The organism is Paenibacillus sp. OAS669 (genome assembly GCF_014873645.1).
GTDB lineage: Bacteria > Bacillota > Bacilli > Paenibacillales > NBRC-103111 > Paenibacillus_S > Paenibacillus_S vulneris.
This window is the reverse complement of sequence record NZ_JADBDR010000018.1, coordinates 77,728-94,840: the sequence shown is the minus strand read 5'-3', so window position 1 is coordinate 94,840 and position 17,113 is coordinate 77,728. Positions and strand designations below refer to the sequence as shown.

Genomic DNA, 17,113 nt, shown 5'->3' with positions numbered 1-17,113 from the left:
GGGCGAGTCTGTCGAGAAGCCTATAGAGCTTGAACTATGGCTAATATACTCCGGTAGGCCTTTACAGCAAAAAAAACCGGCCGCAGCAGCGGTCGGTTCTTTGTCATTAAGCGTGAATGTTTTGCAGTACGTAAGTAGAAGCAGGCTGCGTCGTAATGAACGGGCTCAGCTCCCCGAGCGCGTAAATATGCAGCAGATGCATCGCACGCGTACATGCGGTGTAGAACAGCTTGCGTTCGCTCTCGCGGGCGTACTGTTCCTTCGAGCCATCGTAAAGGAGGACGGCGTCGAACTCCACACCCTTAGCGAGATACGCAGGGAGCACATGGATGCCCTTGGTAAACTCCGGCGTATGCTTCGTTATAAGCTGCAGCGGCAAGTGCCCCTGCAGGGCATCGAAGACATCGGCGCTTTCGCCCGCCGTCTTGCAGATGATCGCAATCGAATCGAAGCCGTCTGCGCGCAGCGCTTCGATATCGGCTGCAATGGCCTCATGCAGGCTGCCTCGGTCGGCCGCCACCGTAACCTGCGGCTTGTCGCCGCTGCGGTTGAACGGGATGATCTCCTCGCCTCCCGGCACCATGCCGCGGGAAAACTCGACGATTTCCTGAGTTGACCGGTAGCTGCGGGTCAATCGGATCAGCTCCGTCTGCTCCGGTCCGTAGAGCGCCGTGATCGGGTCAAGCTCTCCAAGCGCCGAAGCGTGAGCGTAGATCGCCTGGTTCATATCGCCCAGCGCCGTCATGCGAGCGCGGGGGAACAGCCGCTTCAGGAATTCCAGCTGGAACGGCGAATAGTCCTGAGCCTCGTCTACGATAACATGGCGAACCGAGGTGTTCATCTGGAAGCCCAGCATCAGCTCGTTCAGATATAAGAGCGGCGTCGCATCCTCATACGCGATCTCCCCTTGCTCCATCCGGGCTAGCGTCTGCTTGCCTATTTCGGCCCACAGCGCCGGCTTGCCGGCTGCCCCGGATGCTTTCAGGAACAATCCGTCATCCTCGAATAGCTGGCGGTAGACCGACGTGACATGGACGAACTTCAGCCTTTTGATTCTGCCGCGAACCGGCTTCAGCTCCTCCTGCACGACCATCCGCGCAAGCAGGTCCTTCTCTACCTCGTAATCGTCGAACGATTCTTCGCCATCCTTCTTCTTGCGGCGCATTTGGTTATAAGCCCGCTGATAATCCTCCGTCTCCAGCAGGTTGATCCGATCCTCCACCCATTCCGCCTGCCGCTCCTTCTTCTCGAATTCTCTTACTTCTTTCAAGAGCCAATCCCGGATCAGAACGATCCGGTTCGGAAGCCGGATCGAACGATCCATTTCATAAAATCGTTCTTTCATCTGTTCGGCCGAGACGATCGTTCTCCCTTGAAACTTAATCGGCTTAAAGATCATCCCTTCCTGCTCCAGCACTTCCTTATAACGGGAGATGACCTGCAAAAAATCAACGGAGGATTTGTAACGAATCCCCTCGATTCTCGCCTCATACCCCGGTTCGGACGCCGATGACAGCACATATTCCAGCTGGGTAAACGGATCTTCCAGATTGTACAATTTGCCAAGCCGGTGCTCCAAATATTGCTGGAACGTCGTCTGCTGCATGTTTTCTTCCCCCAGCTCGGGAAGTACTGTCGAGACATAGCTGTTGAACATAGGGTTCGGAGAAAATAGCACCATCTGATCGGCCTGCAAGGTGTCCCTATGCTTATACAGTAAATAGGCGACCCGCTGCAACGCGGCGGATGTTTTACCGCTTCCCGCAGCTCCCTGCACAATCAGCATCCGGCTGCGGTCGTTCCGGATAATGCGGTTTTGCTCCTTTTGAATCGTGGCCACGATGCTTCTCATCTGAGCGTCGGAGCTCCGGCTCAGCACCTGCTTCAGAAGCTCATCGCCGATCGTAAGGCCTGTATCGAACATTAATTTGATTTGTCCGTCATGAATGACATATTGTCGTTTCAAATGCATCGTACCGGTCACATCGCCCGCCGGCGTTTCATACGAGGCTGGACCCGGCGGGTAATCATAGTACAAGCTCGATACCGGAGCGCGCCAATCGTACACGAGGAACGTATTGTCATCCTCATCCGAAAAAGAAGCGATGCCCAAATAGATCTTCTCCGCTCCGCTCGTGCCATCCTCTGTAAAGTCAATCCGTCCAAAATAAGGCGTCTTGATCAGACGCTTCAGCTTCCCGAGCGCTATCGAAGCCTGACGATGCCGCCGCTCACGATCCGTGAGCACTTCAACCTGCTGCTTTAAGCTGAAGTAGGTTTCGGTCAGATCCTCCATCGTGCTCAGGTTCACGGTTACTTCATCCCAAAAATGCTTGCGGATATCGACGACATCGGTTCTCACGTCGCCGACTTCTCCCGCCAGCTCCTCCATACGCTTGCCGATCTTTGCTGTAACCAGGTCCACTCGCTGCTGCTCTTCGCGCCAATCGATTTCCTTCATACTCAAAAAAATCGCCTCTTTTCGAATGGAATTCAAAACAAAAAAAATAGGTTTGACATGGCTTGAACAGGATGCTATAATGATATTAGAAATGTTAATGTGGAGAATTATTACTTTCTGTGAAAACGGAAATGACCGAATCCCATTGTAACACTTCTGTTTTTTGAAATCAATATTTGGACTAGCTTAAACTAACGTCGCAGGACGTTTTTTTTATTTTCAGCTAGTAAGCATTGAATCGGCCCACCGCCGGCCCTTTCCCCAATGGAGTTATAGAATCCTCTAAATATAAATAATGGCCTAACAGAAAATAAAAACTCTTCTGCATTTGAGCTATTCTCTCGGAAAAAGTCAAGTAATTGCACACTAGGTCGTGTCTGGAAACTAAAGAATCCTATGGTATGATATGAGAAAAACGAATGAGAAACAAGCATGATTCCAAGACGGTACCAAATAACCGATGAACAGTGGGAACTAATAAAGGACATGTTCCCGCCCTATCAAACAGGAAGACCGTCGAAATTAAGCAATCGTACGATGTTTAACGCCTTTCTTTGAATTGCCCGAAGTGGTGCGGCATGGCGAGACTTGCCGGAAGAACGTTATGGTTCATGGAAAACGGCCTACAGTCGTTTCTGCAGATGGAGAGACTCCGGACTCCTTATCGCCATCTTCCAAGCCCTTCACATCAAACTCGATTTTGAAAACTTGAGCATCGATTCTACATCGGTCAAAGCCCACCAACACAGTGTCGGTGCAAAAAAAACGCAGATGGACACGAAGTAAACCAATACATCGGCGTCACTCGTGGCCGCAAGACGACTAAACTTCATGCCGTAGTCGATGGATTAGGCAACCCTCTAGCTTTTCTACTGACGGGTGGCAAGTTTATGATTCTGTTCCAGCGATCGAATTGCTTCAGGAGTTGGATATTACGGGAAGCCACATTCTTGGCGACAAAGCCTATGGCTCAGAAGCGATTCGGAACTGGATTACGAATAAACAGGCCACTTACACCACTCCGCCTAAAACGAATAGTCAACATCCATGGAAGGTCGATTGGTATCGGTACAAAGAACGCCACTTGGTTGAATGCTTTTTCAATAAAATCAAACACTTTCGCCGTGTGGCCACTCGTTACGATAAGTTGGCTAAGTCATTCCTCGCGTTTATATATAGCTTCCATTTTTAAATTGACTCAATGATAGTTTTCAGACACGCCCTAAATGACAATGTTAAAAAAAGTGGCGTAATGGCCTCCTCCTATGTAGGTAGGCTTAATAGTAGAGCCTTTATTCCGGTCATGAAGATCACGGCATGATTCAAGAGGTTCAGCGGGGTACCCTTACACTAGAGAAGCTGGAAGCTATGACCTTTGGTCGAATTTGGCGGCCTGCTCGGATATGCACCAGTTATAGCAGTAAACGGCTTCAACTGCGCGAACTTCGTTAATCGTGGCGGGCGAATCCCAGCTCCAATTCATACTTTAAGAATTAATTGAAACCTCAAACAGCAAGTCCCTATTTCACTTCACTTAGGAGACTTGCTGTTTTTTTGTGTTAGTTGGTCAGTCGTAGAAAAAACTTTAGCAGAATGAAGAGGCATATCATTTGATACCCCCCTTTATCCATCTTATTGCAATTACATCAAACAGTTTCCATTCTATTTGAACTGGAACCAAGTTAAATTTGCAACTGTGGTTGAATCTGACTTAACAAAAGTAACATATACAGTATGGGTTCCTACAGCTGTCCCGGTATTAAGCGGGATATTCTTGACTGACCATGTCTGCCATCCGCCTGTGCTTTCTGCCGTCCAATAACCCAGCATAGTGCCTGTAGGACTGTCCAAGTGGAATTCTATCCTTCCGCCGGAATTAGCGGATGCAACCTTCAAATCAATACTTGTTTTAGCTGTACTACCAAAGTCTACATTTTTAAATGCTATATAGTCGCCATTACTCCCTCCACCAACATCCAGCCCACCATCAGTGCTTGCCTCATAGGATATAACACCTGAACTAAGGTTATAGCCTTCCGCTTCAAATTTCAATGTGTTGAATTTTGGAGCTGCAGCATAGCTGTTAGTATCTGTTATTTTCAATTCTGCCAATGTAGTTGCCGCAACTCCACCGACGCGAACATTGTTTAATGTAACTCCGGAGACAGTAGATGTGTCACTCCAACCCTTCATTATTGAAACTTCACCTAAAGCGCGTAAATTGATATTATTATAGACCACATTTTTTATCGGACCGGTTTTTGCAGAAAGATCAAACCATCTGGAGTGAACACCGGATCTTGGCCAGAAGCCTTCAACATCTATATTGTCAAATATGATGTTTTGTGCTGCTGGAGTTCCATAAAGATGACCTACCGCTAAAGCGCGCCAGCACCGGTATACATAAGAGTTTTTAACAACGATGCCATCCTGAAGCTGTTTTACTCCATCTCCAACCTTGAATGCTCCACATCTGCTCCAAGCGAAAGCATCATCCACAACTACATTTGACTGGTTTTCAGGACTTCCCGGCCAGTTTGCAGCTATATCCGTAGTTGCTACATCCCAGGTCTTAAATGAGTAGGTGTCATCCTCTGATACTGCTACAGTGTGCTTTATGAGTACATTCTGGCTCTCTTGAATGTCTATTGCATCATTTTCATAATCAAGTTCATTGTTGTTGAAGTGCTTTGTATTCTGGAATGTTACGTTATTAGATCTTGTAACGATTGTAGCCCAGCCACCGCTGTCTCTTATGGTTATGCCGTCAACCGTGAAGTTGCTGCACTGCAAGGGTACAAGAATATTGTTCAAATAATTGTTTGTATTTCTCATATAATGGCCATTGCCGTCAATAGTCCCCCTGCCGTATATCTTAATATTGTTTGCATTTGTTTCGGTATAGATAAACCATGTTCCATCCTTTTTCAGAGAATTCTTATGAAAATGGGTAGTGTAATCGCTTGGATTTCCTGAACCCCTTATAACAGAACCACCCTCCAGATAAACCGAAACATTGCTTTTTAAAACAAGGTTTCCGCACTTATAAACTCCGGCTGGAACGTATACTATACCGCCACCTGCTGCGTTAGCCGCATTGATGGCGTTCTGTATTGCAGTTGTAGCCATAGCGGACCCGGTACTGTCGGCACCGTATTGAGTTTTAACATTGTATATACCTGTACCGGATGAAGCCGGAACATTGGTTTCAAGAGCATCTGCCGCAATAACCAGATCTTTCAGGTTATTGATTTTAACTATAAGATATCTTGGTGATGAAAGTGTAAATGTAAGTGTATTTCCGCTCTTTGTTGCAGTGATTCCCAAAGCTTTGGGAGAAATATTATATGTATTGATTGGCTCGCTTGCTGTAATTGTGATTGTAGTAGTACCTGAAAAAGAGAAATTACAATAATTATAGTTTACAAATACCTCCGAAGTGTCAATTACCGGTATATTCGTAGAGTCTGCTGTTACCGTGTATTGACTGGTCGTGGTATAGATCGACGGTAATGGATAGCTTACAACTGTAGCCGCGCTTGCTGTCAAAGGAACGACAGTTACAAGACTGGCCACCATACAAATAATTAAGCTTAAAAACTTTAACCGCTTTAACATAAATAAACACCTCTTTCATATTTTTTTAGAAAACACTCTATCATCAATGAATGATGATTTCACCAGCGATGCTCTTTACTCCTTTCATAAAGTAAATATATTCCTGCTCAGCTTCGGAAGTGGCAGAGTAATACTAACCTTTTCTGCATCAGCAAAGTTTCCTTTTAAAATACGGCCCCGGTTTTGTTGCACCTTGTGCAGGATTTCTGCGTTGGTCGCTACTACTGAGCTGTATTGTTGCATTTTATGCACAATCTCCCCACGGTCGCTGCTATTGATTTAGCATTGTTGCACTTCATGCACAATCTCCGCGCAAGCCGCTCCAATCATGGCACATGGCCCCACTGTTACTCCGCATTTCCGCCCTCAGCCTGCTTCCAATCTTATCTATGCTCCGGCTCCAGACAGAGCCGGAGCAGATCGTCCACATGGGCCGTTGCCAGACATTCCACCGTATCCGCAGAGCCGTAATAGATCTTGACCTCGCCGTCATCCTCCAGAATTATCCCTCCCGGAAAAATCACATGATTGCGGAAGCCCCCGCCAATCTCATAGTCTGTCTCCGGTGCCAGCAGCGGCTGCCTGCTCATGCCGATTCACCTTGCGGGGGTCCTCCAGATCCAGCAGCATAATTCCGGCGGTATAGCGCTTCTTCCAGGTGTCCTCCCAACCTTGCTTGCCACTGGCCGGGTCCACATCCACCGCATGGAAGGTGGTCAGCCAGCCCTTATCCGTCCGGACCGGAGGTGCGGCCGGGCCAATCTTGTCATTGGCAAACGGCACCTGCTCGACGGCGAGCAGTAGGCTGGAGTTGCCCCAATGCTTCAGGTCCGGCGACTCGGAGATCCAGGCATCGAAGCGGTCCCGGCCGCCGCGGCTGTATACCGTGAAGGGACGCTCCAGCCGGACTACTTGCCGCCGATCAACTCGGGAAACAGTACCATATTGCGCAGGTCCGGTGTAGACAGGCTGAGCACCTCGAAGTGTTCCAGATCATCGGTAACCTCAGAGATGTTATTAGCATACGCTTCATCATTGGTAGTCACCCTTATATATCCCTTCTGTATTCGCTTACAACCTGATTATAGACGGATTGGCGCATCCGGATAAGGCGGGTAAGCCCACATTAAGGGCAGATTTCTGCAGCAGCTTTATACAGAGAAGGGAGGCCACCTCCGCCCTGCGGACATGCCTCCCCTGCGCATTCTTATTCTTTTCCAAGATAATGCAGTTTGAAGTCGGACAGGGTCATGCCGGTATATTTCTTGAACACCTCGCTGAAATAGCGCCTGTGCTCATACCCGAGATCCTGGGCGATCTCCTGAACCTGCCGGCCGCCGATCAGCATCGCCTTGGCCTTCTCCATCTTCTCATACATCACATACTGCTGAAACGAAATCCCCTGCACCTTCTTGAACAAGTTGGAGAAATACCCCTGGCTGAGGTTAATCTGCTTCGCCACCTGCTCCAGCGACAGCCCCGTATCCAGATGGCTATCGATATAAGCGGCGGCCTGGCGGATAATCCGCGTGGACTCCAGGGAACGGGCCTCCGTAACCAGCGCACAGGCCTCCCGGCACAGCCCGGACAGCAGGTCCCGGATATCCTGCAGGGAAGGTCAAAGACTGTACCAGGAGTTGCATAAATTGATTTAAATCATCAGACGTCATTTTTGGGTAATCTAAAATGATATATTGGAAGAATGTATAGTTTCGATTTAGGATGTAATAGAAAGTCATTAAGCCGAGTGCTATAGCGAAAATGGTTCTTATAATATCTAGGATGTGTCTGAAAACTAAATAACATGGTAAGATTTGAGAGAACGAATGGAGCGTCAAGCATGATTCAAAGACGGTACGAAATAAGCGATGAACAGTGGGAACAAATTAAGGGCATGTTTCCACCCTACAAAACAGGACGTCCGACAAAATTAAGTGAAAGAACCATGTTTAACGCTTTTCTATGGATCGCTCGAAGTGGGTGCTGCCTGGCGCGATCTACCGGAGGAACGCTATGGTTCATGGAAAACGGTCTACAGTCGCTTCTGCAAGCGGCGAGATACCGGACTGCTTGTCGCGATCTTCCAAACTCTTCAGGTCGAACCTGACTTTGAAAACTTGAGCATTGATTCTACATCGGTCAAAGCCCATCAACATAGTGCTGGTGCTAAAAAAACGCCCCAGGACAATACCACAACATAAACTGTACTAATAGGTTGAAACAAAAAACCGTTATGCACTTCCCTCGTTTAACCTCGAAGGGGACGCATAACGGTTTTTGCTTTTAGACACTAAGCTTTCCTTCTTAACAGCCTTAATGGTTAAACCCGAAAATTGTTATCCTAAATCGAACCCTTGTTTTGCAAATTCCTACGGGTTTACTTTTATATTTTTAAAATTAGTGAAACAATGTACTCGTTTTGGAACGTCTTTTAGATGTAAATCAAAAAAATAGGAGAAAAGTGCTCATTTGAAACTCTTCAAATCAATCGTTCTATTAAATACTGCCTCGGCAGTATTATCTTTTTAACATTATTTTTTATTTATTAAATAATGGAGGGACCTGAGACATGATCAAATTACTTGTAAATGCCCTATCTGTGGGAAGAGGACAAACGAAACTTTTCGTTATTTTTTCAATAATTATGTATTCGTTTTTACTATTAGGCTGCAGTTCCTCTGAGAAGGTGAAGGGCTTGAGTACGAGTGTAACAGGGTATATTGTAAAAAATGAAAATACACGCCTGCTTGTCGTTTCACAACGACCGTATAGGGATAAAGACTACGAAACAATATGGATCACAAGTAGAGATGCTGCTAACTTTACAGTTGGACAATTAGTTGAAGTACAATTAAAAGGCCAGATACAAACATCAAATCCGGCGCAGGGATTATCAGAAAAAATAAGCGTAATCAAAATGGATGCAATTCCTGGCGCACACAAAACCAAGGAGAACGTATTAAAAGAAGCTCTATCAAAACTGCAAAATGTTGAGGTCCCTCTAGTTAAAGATATAACATTTTCGAATGACAACAATAAATGGACTCTTACATTCTCTGATTCTAAAAATGCGGATCAAAAGGTAACTATAGACATAACCGATTAACCAGGAAAATCCGAGCAGCAATTATTTTTGCTTGCAGAATCGGGTACTTCCAGAGCTGAAGAAATTTATTTTTAGGTCTTGATAACACGGAGTCTCGGTCTAATGTAGTTTCGTTTCTTAGGAGCAATAAATAAGCCCATTAAAGTAAATTGAAATCCGACTAATGTTCAGTTTACTTAGTAATGGGCTATTTTTGTTCCCTTTAAAGGGAGTGTACCGATAGTCATTTATAAAAAATCATTGTCAACTAATTTTCTGACTGAAGTTCATAATCTTCTCAACATTATTTACAAGAATCTTCAACTTACTGGAAAGGAATCCCATACCGGCGCCAAGGCTTGTTAGCGCCGAAATAATTGCACAAGCTCCGCACGGCGGGAACCGGTGCTATAACGAACGAGTCCGGGCGTTCCCCTTCGTATAACACGACTTCCTCGTCCTGGTTCAGGTCCAGCTCAATAAGACCGCCGCCCAGCAGCCTCACTGGCACTTCCCGTTCACCTATCACCCGAATGGCCGACGTATCCAGCCAATCGGTTTGCAGCCGGCACGGCTCCCCCGCCAAGCTTTTGACGCGGATGAACGCTGTCCGTCCCTCTTTGCGCTGGGCACTGAGGAGAAAAGCCCCTTCCGCCCGCAGATCGTGGAAGCTGACGTCTTTCCATGTGCTTGGAAGCGCTGGGAACACGCGAATTTTATCTCCCCAGCTTTGCAGCAGCAGATCATGAATCGACTCTGCGCAGGCTAACGGGGACTCCATCACGGGCCCGGCTTCCCTGTACATCGTATTCGGCTTGATCAGATGCATGAAGGTTTGAATGTACTGCAGCGCTTCGTCTCCCTCTCCGATCGCCGCGGCGATAGAGGCAGCCCCGGTGAACGTGAAGCCGCGCATGTCCCCCTCCATGCCGGTCCAGTAGCAAAGCGACTTGTGAATCAGCTTGCGCTCCTCCTCCTGCTCCCCCGTCATCTGGTGTAATGGGAACACGGCGAGCAGATGGCTGAAGTGCCGATGGCCGAATTCTATCGGAGTATCGCGCCCGAGCAGAAGCCCGTTCTCGTCCACTGGATATGGGGTCAAGTGATCCAACACAAACGTCCAACGCTCCGCTGCCGGATCCTCAAGCTGCAGCCTGTCGTTGATGCTGAGCAGCGTCTCACAGCCCCAGCGGATCAAGGACAGATCGTAGTGGCAGTCGGGAACGGTCATTTTCTTGAAGGAGCCGTACTCCGGCGAGACGGTCGGCGGCAGATGCAGCTTGCCGTCTTCCCCCCGCTCCAGAATATGGATGAAATATTGCACGCCGCGCTTTAACAGCGGCAGCAAGCCGTTTCTCAGCATCGACTCATCCATGGAATGGCGGTATTGACGCCAGTAGTTATGGCAGATCCAGAGCAGGTTGCCTGTCTCGTCCACTACCTTGCTCTTTAAATCGTAGCTGCAGCTGCGGCCAAGCCCCGCGGAGTCATGCCGATACTCCTCCGGAACGTTGGCGATCAGATGATCGAAATTAGCATCCAGCGCTCGGGTCAGTGACTCCCCAATCTCCAATCTGTTGGACGTATACACCGGAGAATAGCTCATTTGAACGTTCATATTAAACCATACGCCAGGCCATGGGGTAGGCGCCATCCAGGGCCCTTGATTGTCTATGATCAAATGCTCCTTCCGGGTAGCAGAAGCCAGCTTATACATTTGAATCCAGTAAAAGCCTTCCAGCAAAGTATCCGGAATCGAAACGAAGCTTTGCGGATAATAAGCATGCCACCAGCTCCGGTGCTGCTGCACCTCCTGCTCCAGATCGGCTTGCGCGGTTTGGCGTACAAGATCGGCAGCATCCTGCTTGACCGCGTCGCTAACCCCGTTCTGAATCGTCAAGTAACATACCCGATGATCTAAAGCGGCCTCTACCTCCTGCCATGCCGTTGTACAGCCGTCTCCCAGCGGATACTGCTGAACTCCGATATGTACCCCGTCTACTATGCTGCGGCTCACTTGAATGTCCGGAATGTACTGATTCAGATTGGGGCCGTCCGCGTTTTTCAGCACGCGGGAAACCTCCGGCTCGGCATACCATTGAAGCTTCGCGTCGCGTTCCCCTTCGGAGGTCTCCAGCTCGATGACCATTACCATCTTTTCGCTGTGGATGAAAGCTCTCAACCCGATCTCCCCTACGGTTGTGACCACCCGCGCTTTGATTTCAGCGTTCCATAGATCGACCCTGATCTCCGTCGGCTGGTAGACCCAGCCTACACATTCCAAATCGATCTCCCCGACCGGAATGCGCGGACTATAACCGCTTTTGCGCGCAGCCGTCACATCCGTGCGTCCAAGCACGAAGCGCAGCACGTTCCTTTTATCGCGATGCTCTTCCCCGAACATCATGGCGCCCATTAACCCGTTCCCAATGAATGCGCCTTCATTCCACGTCATAGGACGCGTCGTCCAAGTCATATCATGCCGGGATAAAAACTCTTTCCAATCCAGGTTGACCTCAAGCCGGCTCGACTTCTCCTCTTCCACTCTCACACCGTTCTCCTCCTAACTAGCGCTGTTCCTTCTTAATAGTCTGCTCTGCCGCCTCTTTGGCTGTCCGAAGCAAAGTGTTAATATCTGTATTTCCTGTCGTTAAAGCATCGAACGCTTTATCGATTTCTTTGGACACGAAGGCATCGTTCTCATTGATCTGACGCATCGGTGCAGCCTTCAGTTTAAATATAGCCGAGGTGTTCTTCCCTTTCAATATGTTTACTTTCTCGCCGAACACCTGCTGCAGCTCCGCATCCTGAATCGCCGGCAGCTTGCCGTTCTTGCTCAGCTCCATCTGCGCCTCCTTGGAGGTCAGCTGCATCAGCACTTGAAAGGCTGCATCCTTGTGCTTGCTTGTCGAGGAAATAGCTATATTGTGCGAGTCAATGCCATGGCCGATACCCGGCTTATCCTTCATAACGGGGAATGTCGCCATATCCCAATTCATCGGCTTGCCTTCCCGCTCCAATTGCTCGAGATTTTGCGTATTATCGTAGGTTATATACGTTGCCAGCGTCCGTTCCTTCAGGAACAGGTCGCGGTAATTTTTCATATATTGATTGCCGGGAATCGAGTAAAAATCCAGCATCGTCCGGAATGCCGTCACCCAGCCCTCGGAGGTTACGTCCACCTGCTTGGTGGCAGGATTAATATAGTTGAGGGACATCGGCGCTCCGCCCTTCAGCGCATACGGATTGACGCCTGAATACTGAACTCCGTCGACGACTCTTGTCAGCTTGCGGCTTAAATCGAGATAATCGTCCCAGGTCATGCCATCCTTCGGATAAGGAATGCCGAATTTATCAAAAATATCTTTATTGTAGTACGTTACTGCGTAGTTGGTCGAGAACGGAAGCGCATACAACTTGTCGCTGCTGCCGCCCGCCTTGCGAATAGCATCCAATGCTTCCTTATTAAATGCATCCAATGGGAAGCTATTTTTCTTTGCGAGGGCATCGAGGTCCTCAACAACCTCCAGCTTCCGCATATCGGTGACGTACGGTGTACTGAGGAAGATGAGATCGGGCACATTGTCCGCAGCAATTAAATCCTCGATAGACGATCCTTTGGCATTATTAATAATTTCGATTGTGATGTTCGGGTACTTTTTCTGAACGGGCTCTATAATATATTTTTTTATGCTGTCCTCGGGATACGCAATACGCATGAACAGCTTTAACGTCACCGGTTCATTGCTAACCACAGTCTGACCCTTGCCCTCTTCCTTAGGCGAGGAGCTTCCCCCGGCTCCGCAGCCCGCCATCAAGACAAGCGCCATAGCCGCCAACCACATTCTGGATGGATGTAACATCGATAAGGTCCCTCCAATTCTTCATCCTCTGTTTTCGCATTGCTCTTCTAGGGGGATCGGGGAGAAGGCCGTCCGAACAGGACAGCCTGTCTCCGCCGTGGAACCCGCTATCGCTTGAGAGCAAACGGATTATCCTTTAATAGCGCCGACCAAGGCGCCTTTCACAAAATATTTTTGCAGGAACGGATACACCAGCAGGATCGGCACAGTTGCAACGACAATCGTTGCGTGCTTCAGTGTCTCCGATAGCATCGCGATATCGCTTGCGCTGGAACCGGATGCCATATTGCTCGCTTCATTTTGCAGCAAAATCTCTCTTAGAATCAGCTGCAGCGGATACAACGAGCGATCCCGCAAGAAAATCATCGCGTTAAACCAGGAATTCCAGTGGCTTACTCCGTAATACAGCAGCATGACAGCAATAACCGGCATGGACAGCGGCAAAATGATCCGGAATAAAATGACGAATTCGTTCGCCCCATCGATTTTAGCCGATTCCTCCAAGCTGTCCGGAATTGCTTCAAAAGAGGTTTTCATGATGATCAGGTTAAAGGTGCTGATGGCCTGCGGAATAATCAAGGCCCATAACGTGTTGGTAATGCCCAGCCCTTTGACCGTTAAGTAGAACGGAATTAATCCGCCGTTGAAAAACATAGTGAACACGATGAACAGCATGATCGGCTTACGGAACTTCAAGCATTTGCGGGATAGCGCGTAGGCCCCCAACGAGGTGAAAAAGATGTTAAAAGCCAAGCCGACAATAACGACAAACAGCGTATTGCCATAGCCTTTAAGGATCATCGGATTGTCGAACACCATTTTATAGGCATCCCAATTAAACCCAAGCGGCTTCAATAGAAATCCTTTGTGGGCCATATATTCGCCAGGATCGCTTAAGGAAGCGAAAATGACGTAGATTAACGGGTAAATCGTTGTAATCATCAACAAGGTCAGAAATACGGCGTTACTCCACTCAAAGGCGATTTCACCCAGCTTTTTTCGATACGGCATACTCAAGCCCTCCTCCTACCATAAGCTCGTCTCGTTGAGCCTGCGGCTTAACCAGTTCGAAAAAATGACCAATGTGAAATTGATGATCGAGTTAAACAAGCCGACAGCGGAGCTGAAGCTGTAATTCAATTCCTGCAGACCGATACGGTACACATAAGATCCGATGACATCGGCGGTCTCATAAGTCGACGGATTATAGAGCAGAATGATTTTCTCCGAACCGACGTTCATCAGCCTGCCGATATCAAGAATAATCAGGATCACGATCGTCGGCATAATACCGGGAAGCGTAATATGCAGCATTTGCTTCCACCGGCCCGCACCATCGATCTTGGCGGCCTCATACTGCTCCGGGTCGATGCCTGTTAATGCCGCTAAATAAATGATCGTTCCCCAGCCGATGTGCTGCCAAATACCGGACGAAATGAATAGCGTTCGAAAATATTCCGGCTCCAGCAAGAGCGAGATTCTTTCCCCGCCAAAATAGGCGATCACATCGTTGACAATGCCCGAACTGGAAGTGAATTCCTTGATCATCCCGCAGACGACAACCAGCGAGATAAAATGCGGCATATACGTCACGGTTTGTACCGTTCTTTTGAACAAGGAGGAGCGGACTTCATTCAGCAGCAGCGCCAGGATAATGGGTGCCGGGAATCCGAACAGCAGCTCGTACAAGCTGATCAGGATCGTATTTTTCAAAACCCGCCAAAAGTAAAGCCCGCCGAAAAAGCTTTGAAAATGCTCCAGTCCCGCCCATGGGCTGCCCCAAATGCCAAGCCTCGGCGAATAATCCTTAAAAGCTATGATGGCGCCATACATCGGCACATAATGAAAGATGGCAAAAAACAAAATGACAGGCGCCAGCATTAAATACAGCAGTTTATTTTTGCGAATATCTCCAAGCCATTCAACAGCCAAGTTCCTCTTTGCCGGGTAGGGAACCGTATTCGGCTTCGTGAGCGTTTTCGTGCTCATCCTCATTCCCTCTCTCTTGTTGTAGTTAAAAGGGAACCGGCAGTCCAGCCTGCCGGATCTCCCCATTGGCTTCCTCCATTAACGCTTGTTATAACGGTCAAGGGCATCCTGATAAATTTTGACCGCGCGCTCAATCCCAAGCTTCTTGATCTGCGCTACATACGTATCGTAATTATCTAACGGTTCTTTGCCGACTACGAATTTCACGAACATTTCTTCCTTATAATTCGTGACATCGTTAATGATTTTGCCGAGCTCCTTGCTCTCCTCCGCCGTTGGCGTCAGGAATAATGGAATCGTGTGCTTCTCCGCATCGGTCGCTCCCCAAATCGCCGGCGCCTCGTCCTGCTGCTTGTAGGAGTTCCAGCTTCTGCGTTCGTCCGCTTCGTAAGGACCATTCGGCTTCGTATATTGGGAAATCATTTGCTGAAGGTTGTACTTATCGTTCTTCACAATTTTATCCGTATACTTGGGTATGCCTTTATCCATCGTGTAGCTGTCGCCTTCGATACCGAAGTTGAAGAGCAGCCCGCCTTTTTCGCTGTAGGCGTAATCGAGCCATTTGGCAACCAATTCCGGGTTTTTGGCTCCGGTAGTGATAGCTTTGCTTGCCCCTGGGCTGTATTTGAAGTCACGGTGCCCGGTGAACGGCTTCTCGCCCTTTTTAAGCGATGGGTACGGGGCAGCGACCAAATTGTATTTAGGGTCTTTGCCTTTCATCGTATCCAGCCATTTGCCCAAGCCCCCGCTTTGCAGACCTACGGTGGCCCCTGTTTGGCCGCTTAGCATCTTGGTATCCAGCGCCTTGCCGTCCGTCAATGCAAAATCTTTGTCAAACAGCCCTTCCGCGTACCATTTGCGCAGCAAGGCTAACGCGTCCTTGTATTGCGGATCGATAGGACCGAACTTCACTTTGCCCTGATCGTCCAGGTAGAACGAGTTGGAGGTTTTGTAAGCGCCGATGAATGCATCGCGCATCTCCAGGTTGCCGTTCACGTAGGTGACGGATAATGGAGCCGTGGCGTCTTTCTTCTCCTTAAAGGCCTTCAGAACGGTTTCCCACTCATCAATGGTCGTCGGCATTTGAAGACCAAGATCATCAAGCCAGTCCTTGCGGATAATCGGACCGCGGAATACGAGACCGGAAGGGTTACGGATCATCGGGAATACATAGTATTTGCCGCTGTCCGTCTTGATCATTTTGTCGAGCTCTTTATCCGCCTGCAGCTTCTTCTTCAAGTTCGGCGCATATTTATCGATAATATCGTTCAGCGGAACGATAACCTTGTCGGCTATAGCTTTCTCCGGGCCTCCGGGATACGAGCCCGCGCTGCGTCCGGTCCAGTCATACTCCACTGTATCGGGAAGCTCATTCGATGCGATCATCAGATTGAATTGTTCTTTCGTTTGATTGTCTGCCGGGTGAATATATTTCACCTTTACCCCTGTTTCCTTCTCCAATTGCTTGCCGAAAGGCAGATCCGCTAAATTGGGTGCGAAGGTGGTGGCGTTATTATTCAGACTCTCCCAGGAGGTGATGCCTTCCGTCGTTTGCAGCGGATAGCTGCTGCCTAATCCGGCTTGCCCTTTCGCCGCATCCTTCCCTCCGCTTCCTGCCCCGCTATCTGTCCCTGACTTACTGCAGCCTGCGAGAACCAACCCGCCGGCCAAACTAATCGCCAATCCGACACCGACGATTTTTTTTACAGATCGATGCTTGCGCTTCATCAAAGAATCCCCCTAGTCTATATTTTCACCATATCCATGAAACTGTGGAGTGCACTCATGGCCTCATTATGCTATGTCCCCGGTCAAATGCCTATCTACAAAAAGTGAAATCGTCGATAAAATCGATACTTCCGGATCGGTACTTTAGGTATTGTTCGGCAAAAAACAAACTGTTCCGTAAAACAGCGAGGTTGTTGAGAAACCTGAGGAATTTCAGATGCATTCGTGCCGCTCCGGTAGGATATCCCCCTCCAGCCGCTGTTGTTCTCGGGAAATTTCAATTAATCATTTTTTCAGCGGTGATTTCCCGAGAACAAAGGCAGACGCTATCGCTCTTCCAGGGGATACCCCACCTCCCGCTTTCTGCCA

General features: G+C 48.5%; 11 protein-coding genes and 4 pseudogenes. 5 read left to right on the top strand and 10 right to left on the bottom strand.

Annotated features, from left to right (window positions below):
• Positions 1-106: 106 nt before the first annotated feature.
• On the bottom strand, positions 107-2,461 hold the full coding sequence (helD, locus tag GGC63_RS29395; RefSeq protein ID WP_192705374.1) for an RNA polymerase recycling motor HelD: 2,355 nt from the start codon (positions 2,459-2,461) through the stop codon (positions 107-109).
• Positions 2,462-2,893: 432 nt separating this feature from the next.
• Between helD and GGC63_RS29390 the strand changes: the two are divergent.
• Positions 2,894-3,653: pseudogene (locus tag GGC63_RS29390) on the top strand (IS5 family transposase).
• A 30-nt stretch (positions 3,654-3,683) separates the two neighbouring features.
• Positions 3,684-3,962: pseudogene (locus tag GGC63_RS29385) on the top strand (DUF711 family protein); the annotation flags it as partial.
• Between the two features lie 161 nt (positions 3,963-4,123).
• Here GGC63_RS29385 and GGC63_RS29380 read toward each other — a convergent pair.
• From GGC63_RS29380 to GGC63_RS29365, 4 genes and pseudogenes are all read right to left on the bottom strand, one after another.
• Positions 4,124-6,079 carry a carbohydrate-binding protein gene (locus tag GGC63_RS29380; protein WP_192705313.1) on the bottom strand — a complete coding sequence of 652 codons (1,956 nt, stop codon included), beginning with the start codon at positions 6,077-6,079 and terminating at the stop codon, positions 4,124-4,126.
• 84 nt (positions 6,080-6,163) lie between these two features.
• The gene (locus GGC63_RS29375; RefSeq protein WP_192705312.1) at positions 6,164-6,322 is read right to left on the bottom strand and encodes a hypothetical protein; all 159 of its coding nucleotides are present in this window, start codon (positions 6,320-6,322) and stop codon (positions 6,164-6,166) included.
• 140 nt (positions 6,323-6,462) lie between these two features.
• Positions 6,463-7,083 (bottom strand): annotated as a pseudogene (locus tag GGC63_RS29370) (glycosidase); the annotation flags it as partial.
• A gap of 203 nt (positions 7,084-7,286) precedes the next feature.
• Complete coding sequence (locus GGC63_RS29365) at positions 7,287-7,568, bottom strand: helix-turn-helix transcriptional regulator (protein ID WP_225948589.1); 282 nt, start codon at positions 7,566-7,568, stop codon at positions 7,287-7,289.
• Between the two features lie 315 nt (positions 7,569-7,883).
• On the opposite strand from GGC63_RS29365, the pseudogene GGC63_RS35440 reads away from it, so the two are divergent.
• From GGC63_RS35440 to GGC63_RS29355, 3 genes and pseudogenes are all read left to right on the top strand, one after another.
• Positions 7,884-8,006: pseudogene (locus tag GGC63_RS35440) on the top strand (hypothetical protein); the annotation flags it as partial.
• A 7-nt stretch (positions 8,007-8,013) separates the two neighbouring features.
• The gene (locus GGC63_RS29360) at positions 8,014-8,280 is read left to right on the top strand and encodes a transposase (protein WP_412973902.1); all 267 of its coding nucleotides are present in this window, start codon (positions 8,014-8,016) and stop codon (positions 8,278-8,280) included.
• Positions 8,281-8,648: 368 nt separating this feature from the next.
• Positions 8,649-9,185 (top strand): DUF3221 domain-containing protein, encoded by a 537-nt coding sequence (locus GGC63_RS29355; RefSeq protein WP_192705311.1) that lies wholly within the window; start codon positions 8,649-8,651, stop codon positions 9,183-9,185.
• Positions 9,186-9,489: 304 nt separating this feature from the next.
• Here GGC63_RS29355 and GGC63_RS29350 read toward each other — a convergent pair whose 3' ends face one another.
• The 5 genes from GGC63_RS29350 to GGC63_RS29330 all read right to left on the bottom strand — a co-directional run bounded on the left by GGC63_RS29350 (position 9,490) and on the right by GGC63_RS29330 (position 16,744).
• A complete protein-coding gene (locus GGC63_RS29350; protein ID WP_318781141.1) occupies positions 9,490-11,715 on the bottom strand; it encodes a glycosyl hydrolase family 95 catalytic domain-containing protein in 2,226 nt (741 codons plus the stop codon).
• Between the two features lie 16 nt (positions 11,716-11,731).
• On the bottom strand, positions 11,732-13,027 hold the full coding sequence (locus GGC63_RS29345; RefSeq protein WP_192705310.1) for an ABC transporter substrate-binding protein: 1,296 nt from the start codon (positions 13,025-13,027) through the stop codon (positions 11,732-11,734).
• A 129-nt stretch (positions 13,028-13,156) separates the two neighbouring features.
• Positions 13,157-14,038 carry a carbohydrate ABC transporter permease gene (locus GGC63_RS29340; protein ID WP_192705309.1) on the bottom strand — a complete coding sequence of 294 codons (882 nt, stop codon included), beginning with the start codon at positions 14,036-14,038 and terminating at the stop codon, positions 13,157-13,159.
• Between the two features lie 15 nt (positions 14,039-14,053).
• Entirely contained in the window at positions 14,054-15,016 is a 963-nt protein-coding gene (locus tag GGC63_RS29335) for an ABC transporter permease subunit (RefSeq protein WP_079913575.1), read from the bottom strand.
• Between the two features lie 78 nt (positions 15,017-15,094).
• The gene (locus tag GGC63_RS29330) at positions 15,095-16,744 is read right to left on the bottom strand and encodes an extracellular solute-binding protein (RefSeq protein WP_192705308.1); all 1,650 of its coding nucleotides are present in this window, start codon (positions 16,742-16,744) and stop codon (positions 15,095-15,097) included.
• Positions 16,745-17,113 lie beyond the last annotated feature (369 nt).

Excerpts from the sequence above, each read along its gene's own strand:
- helD (WP_192705374.1), bottom strand. The coding sequence starts at position 2,461 with ATGAAGGAAATCGATTGGCGCGAAGAGCAGCAGCGAGTGGACCTGGTT.
- GGC63_RS29380 (WP_192705313.1), bottom strand. The coding sequence starts at position 6,079 with ATGTTAAAGCGGTTAAAGTTTTTAAGCTTAATTATTTGTATGGTGGCC.
- GGC63_RS29375 (WP_192705312.1), bottom strand. The coding sequence starts at position 6,322 with ATGCAACAATACAGCTCAGTAGTAGCGACCAACGCAGAAATCCTGCAC.
- GGC63_RS29355 (WP_192705311.1), top strand. The coding sequence starts at position 8,649 with ATGATCAAATTACTTGTAAATGCCCTATCTGTGGGAAGAGGACAAACG.
- GGC63_RS29345 (WP_192705310.1), bottom strand. The coding sequence starts at position 13,027 with ATGTTACATCCATCCAGAATGTGGTTGGCGGCTATGGCGCTTGTCTTG.
- GGC63_RS29340 (WP_192705309.1), bottom strand. The coding sequence starts at position 14,038 with ATGCCGTATCGAAAAAAGCTGGGTGAAATCGCCTTTGAGTGGAGTAAC.
- GGC63_RS29335 (WP_079913575.1), bottom strand. The coding sequence starts at position 15,016 with ATGAGCACGAAAACGCTCACGAAGCCGAATACGGTTCCCTACCCGGCA.
- GGC63_RS29330 (WP_192705308.1), bottom strand. The coding sequence starts at position 16,744 with ATGAAGCGCAAGCATCGATCTGTAAAAAAAATCGTCGGTGTCGGATTG.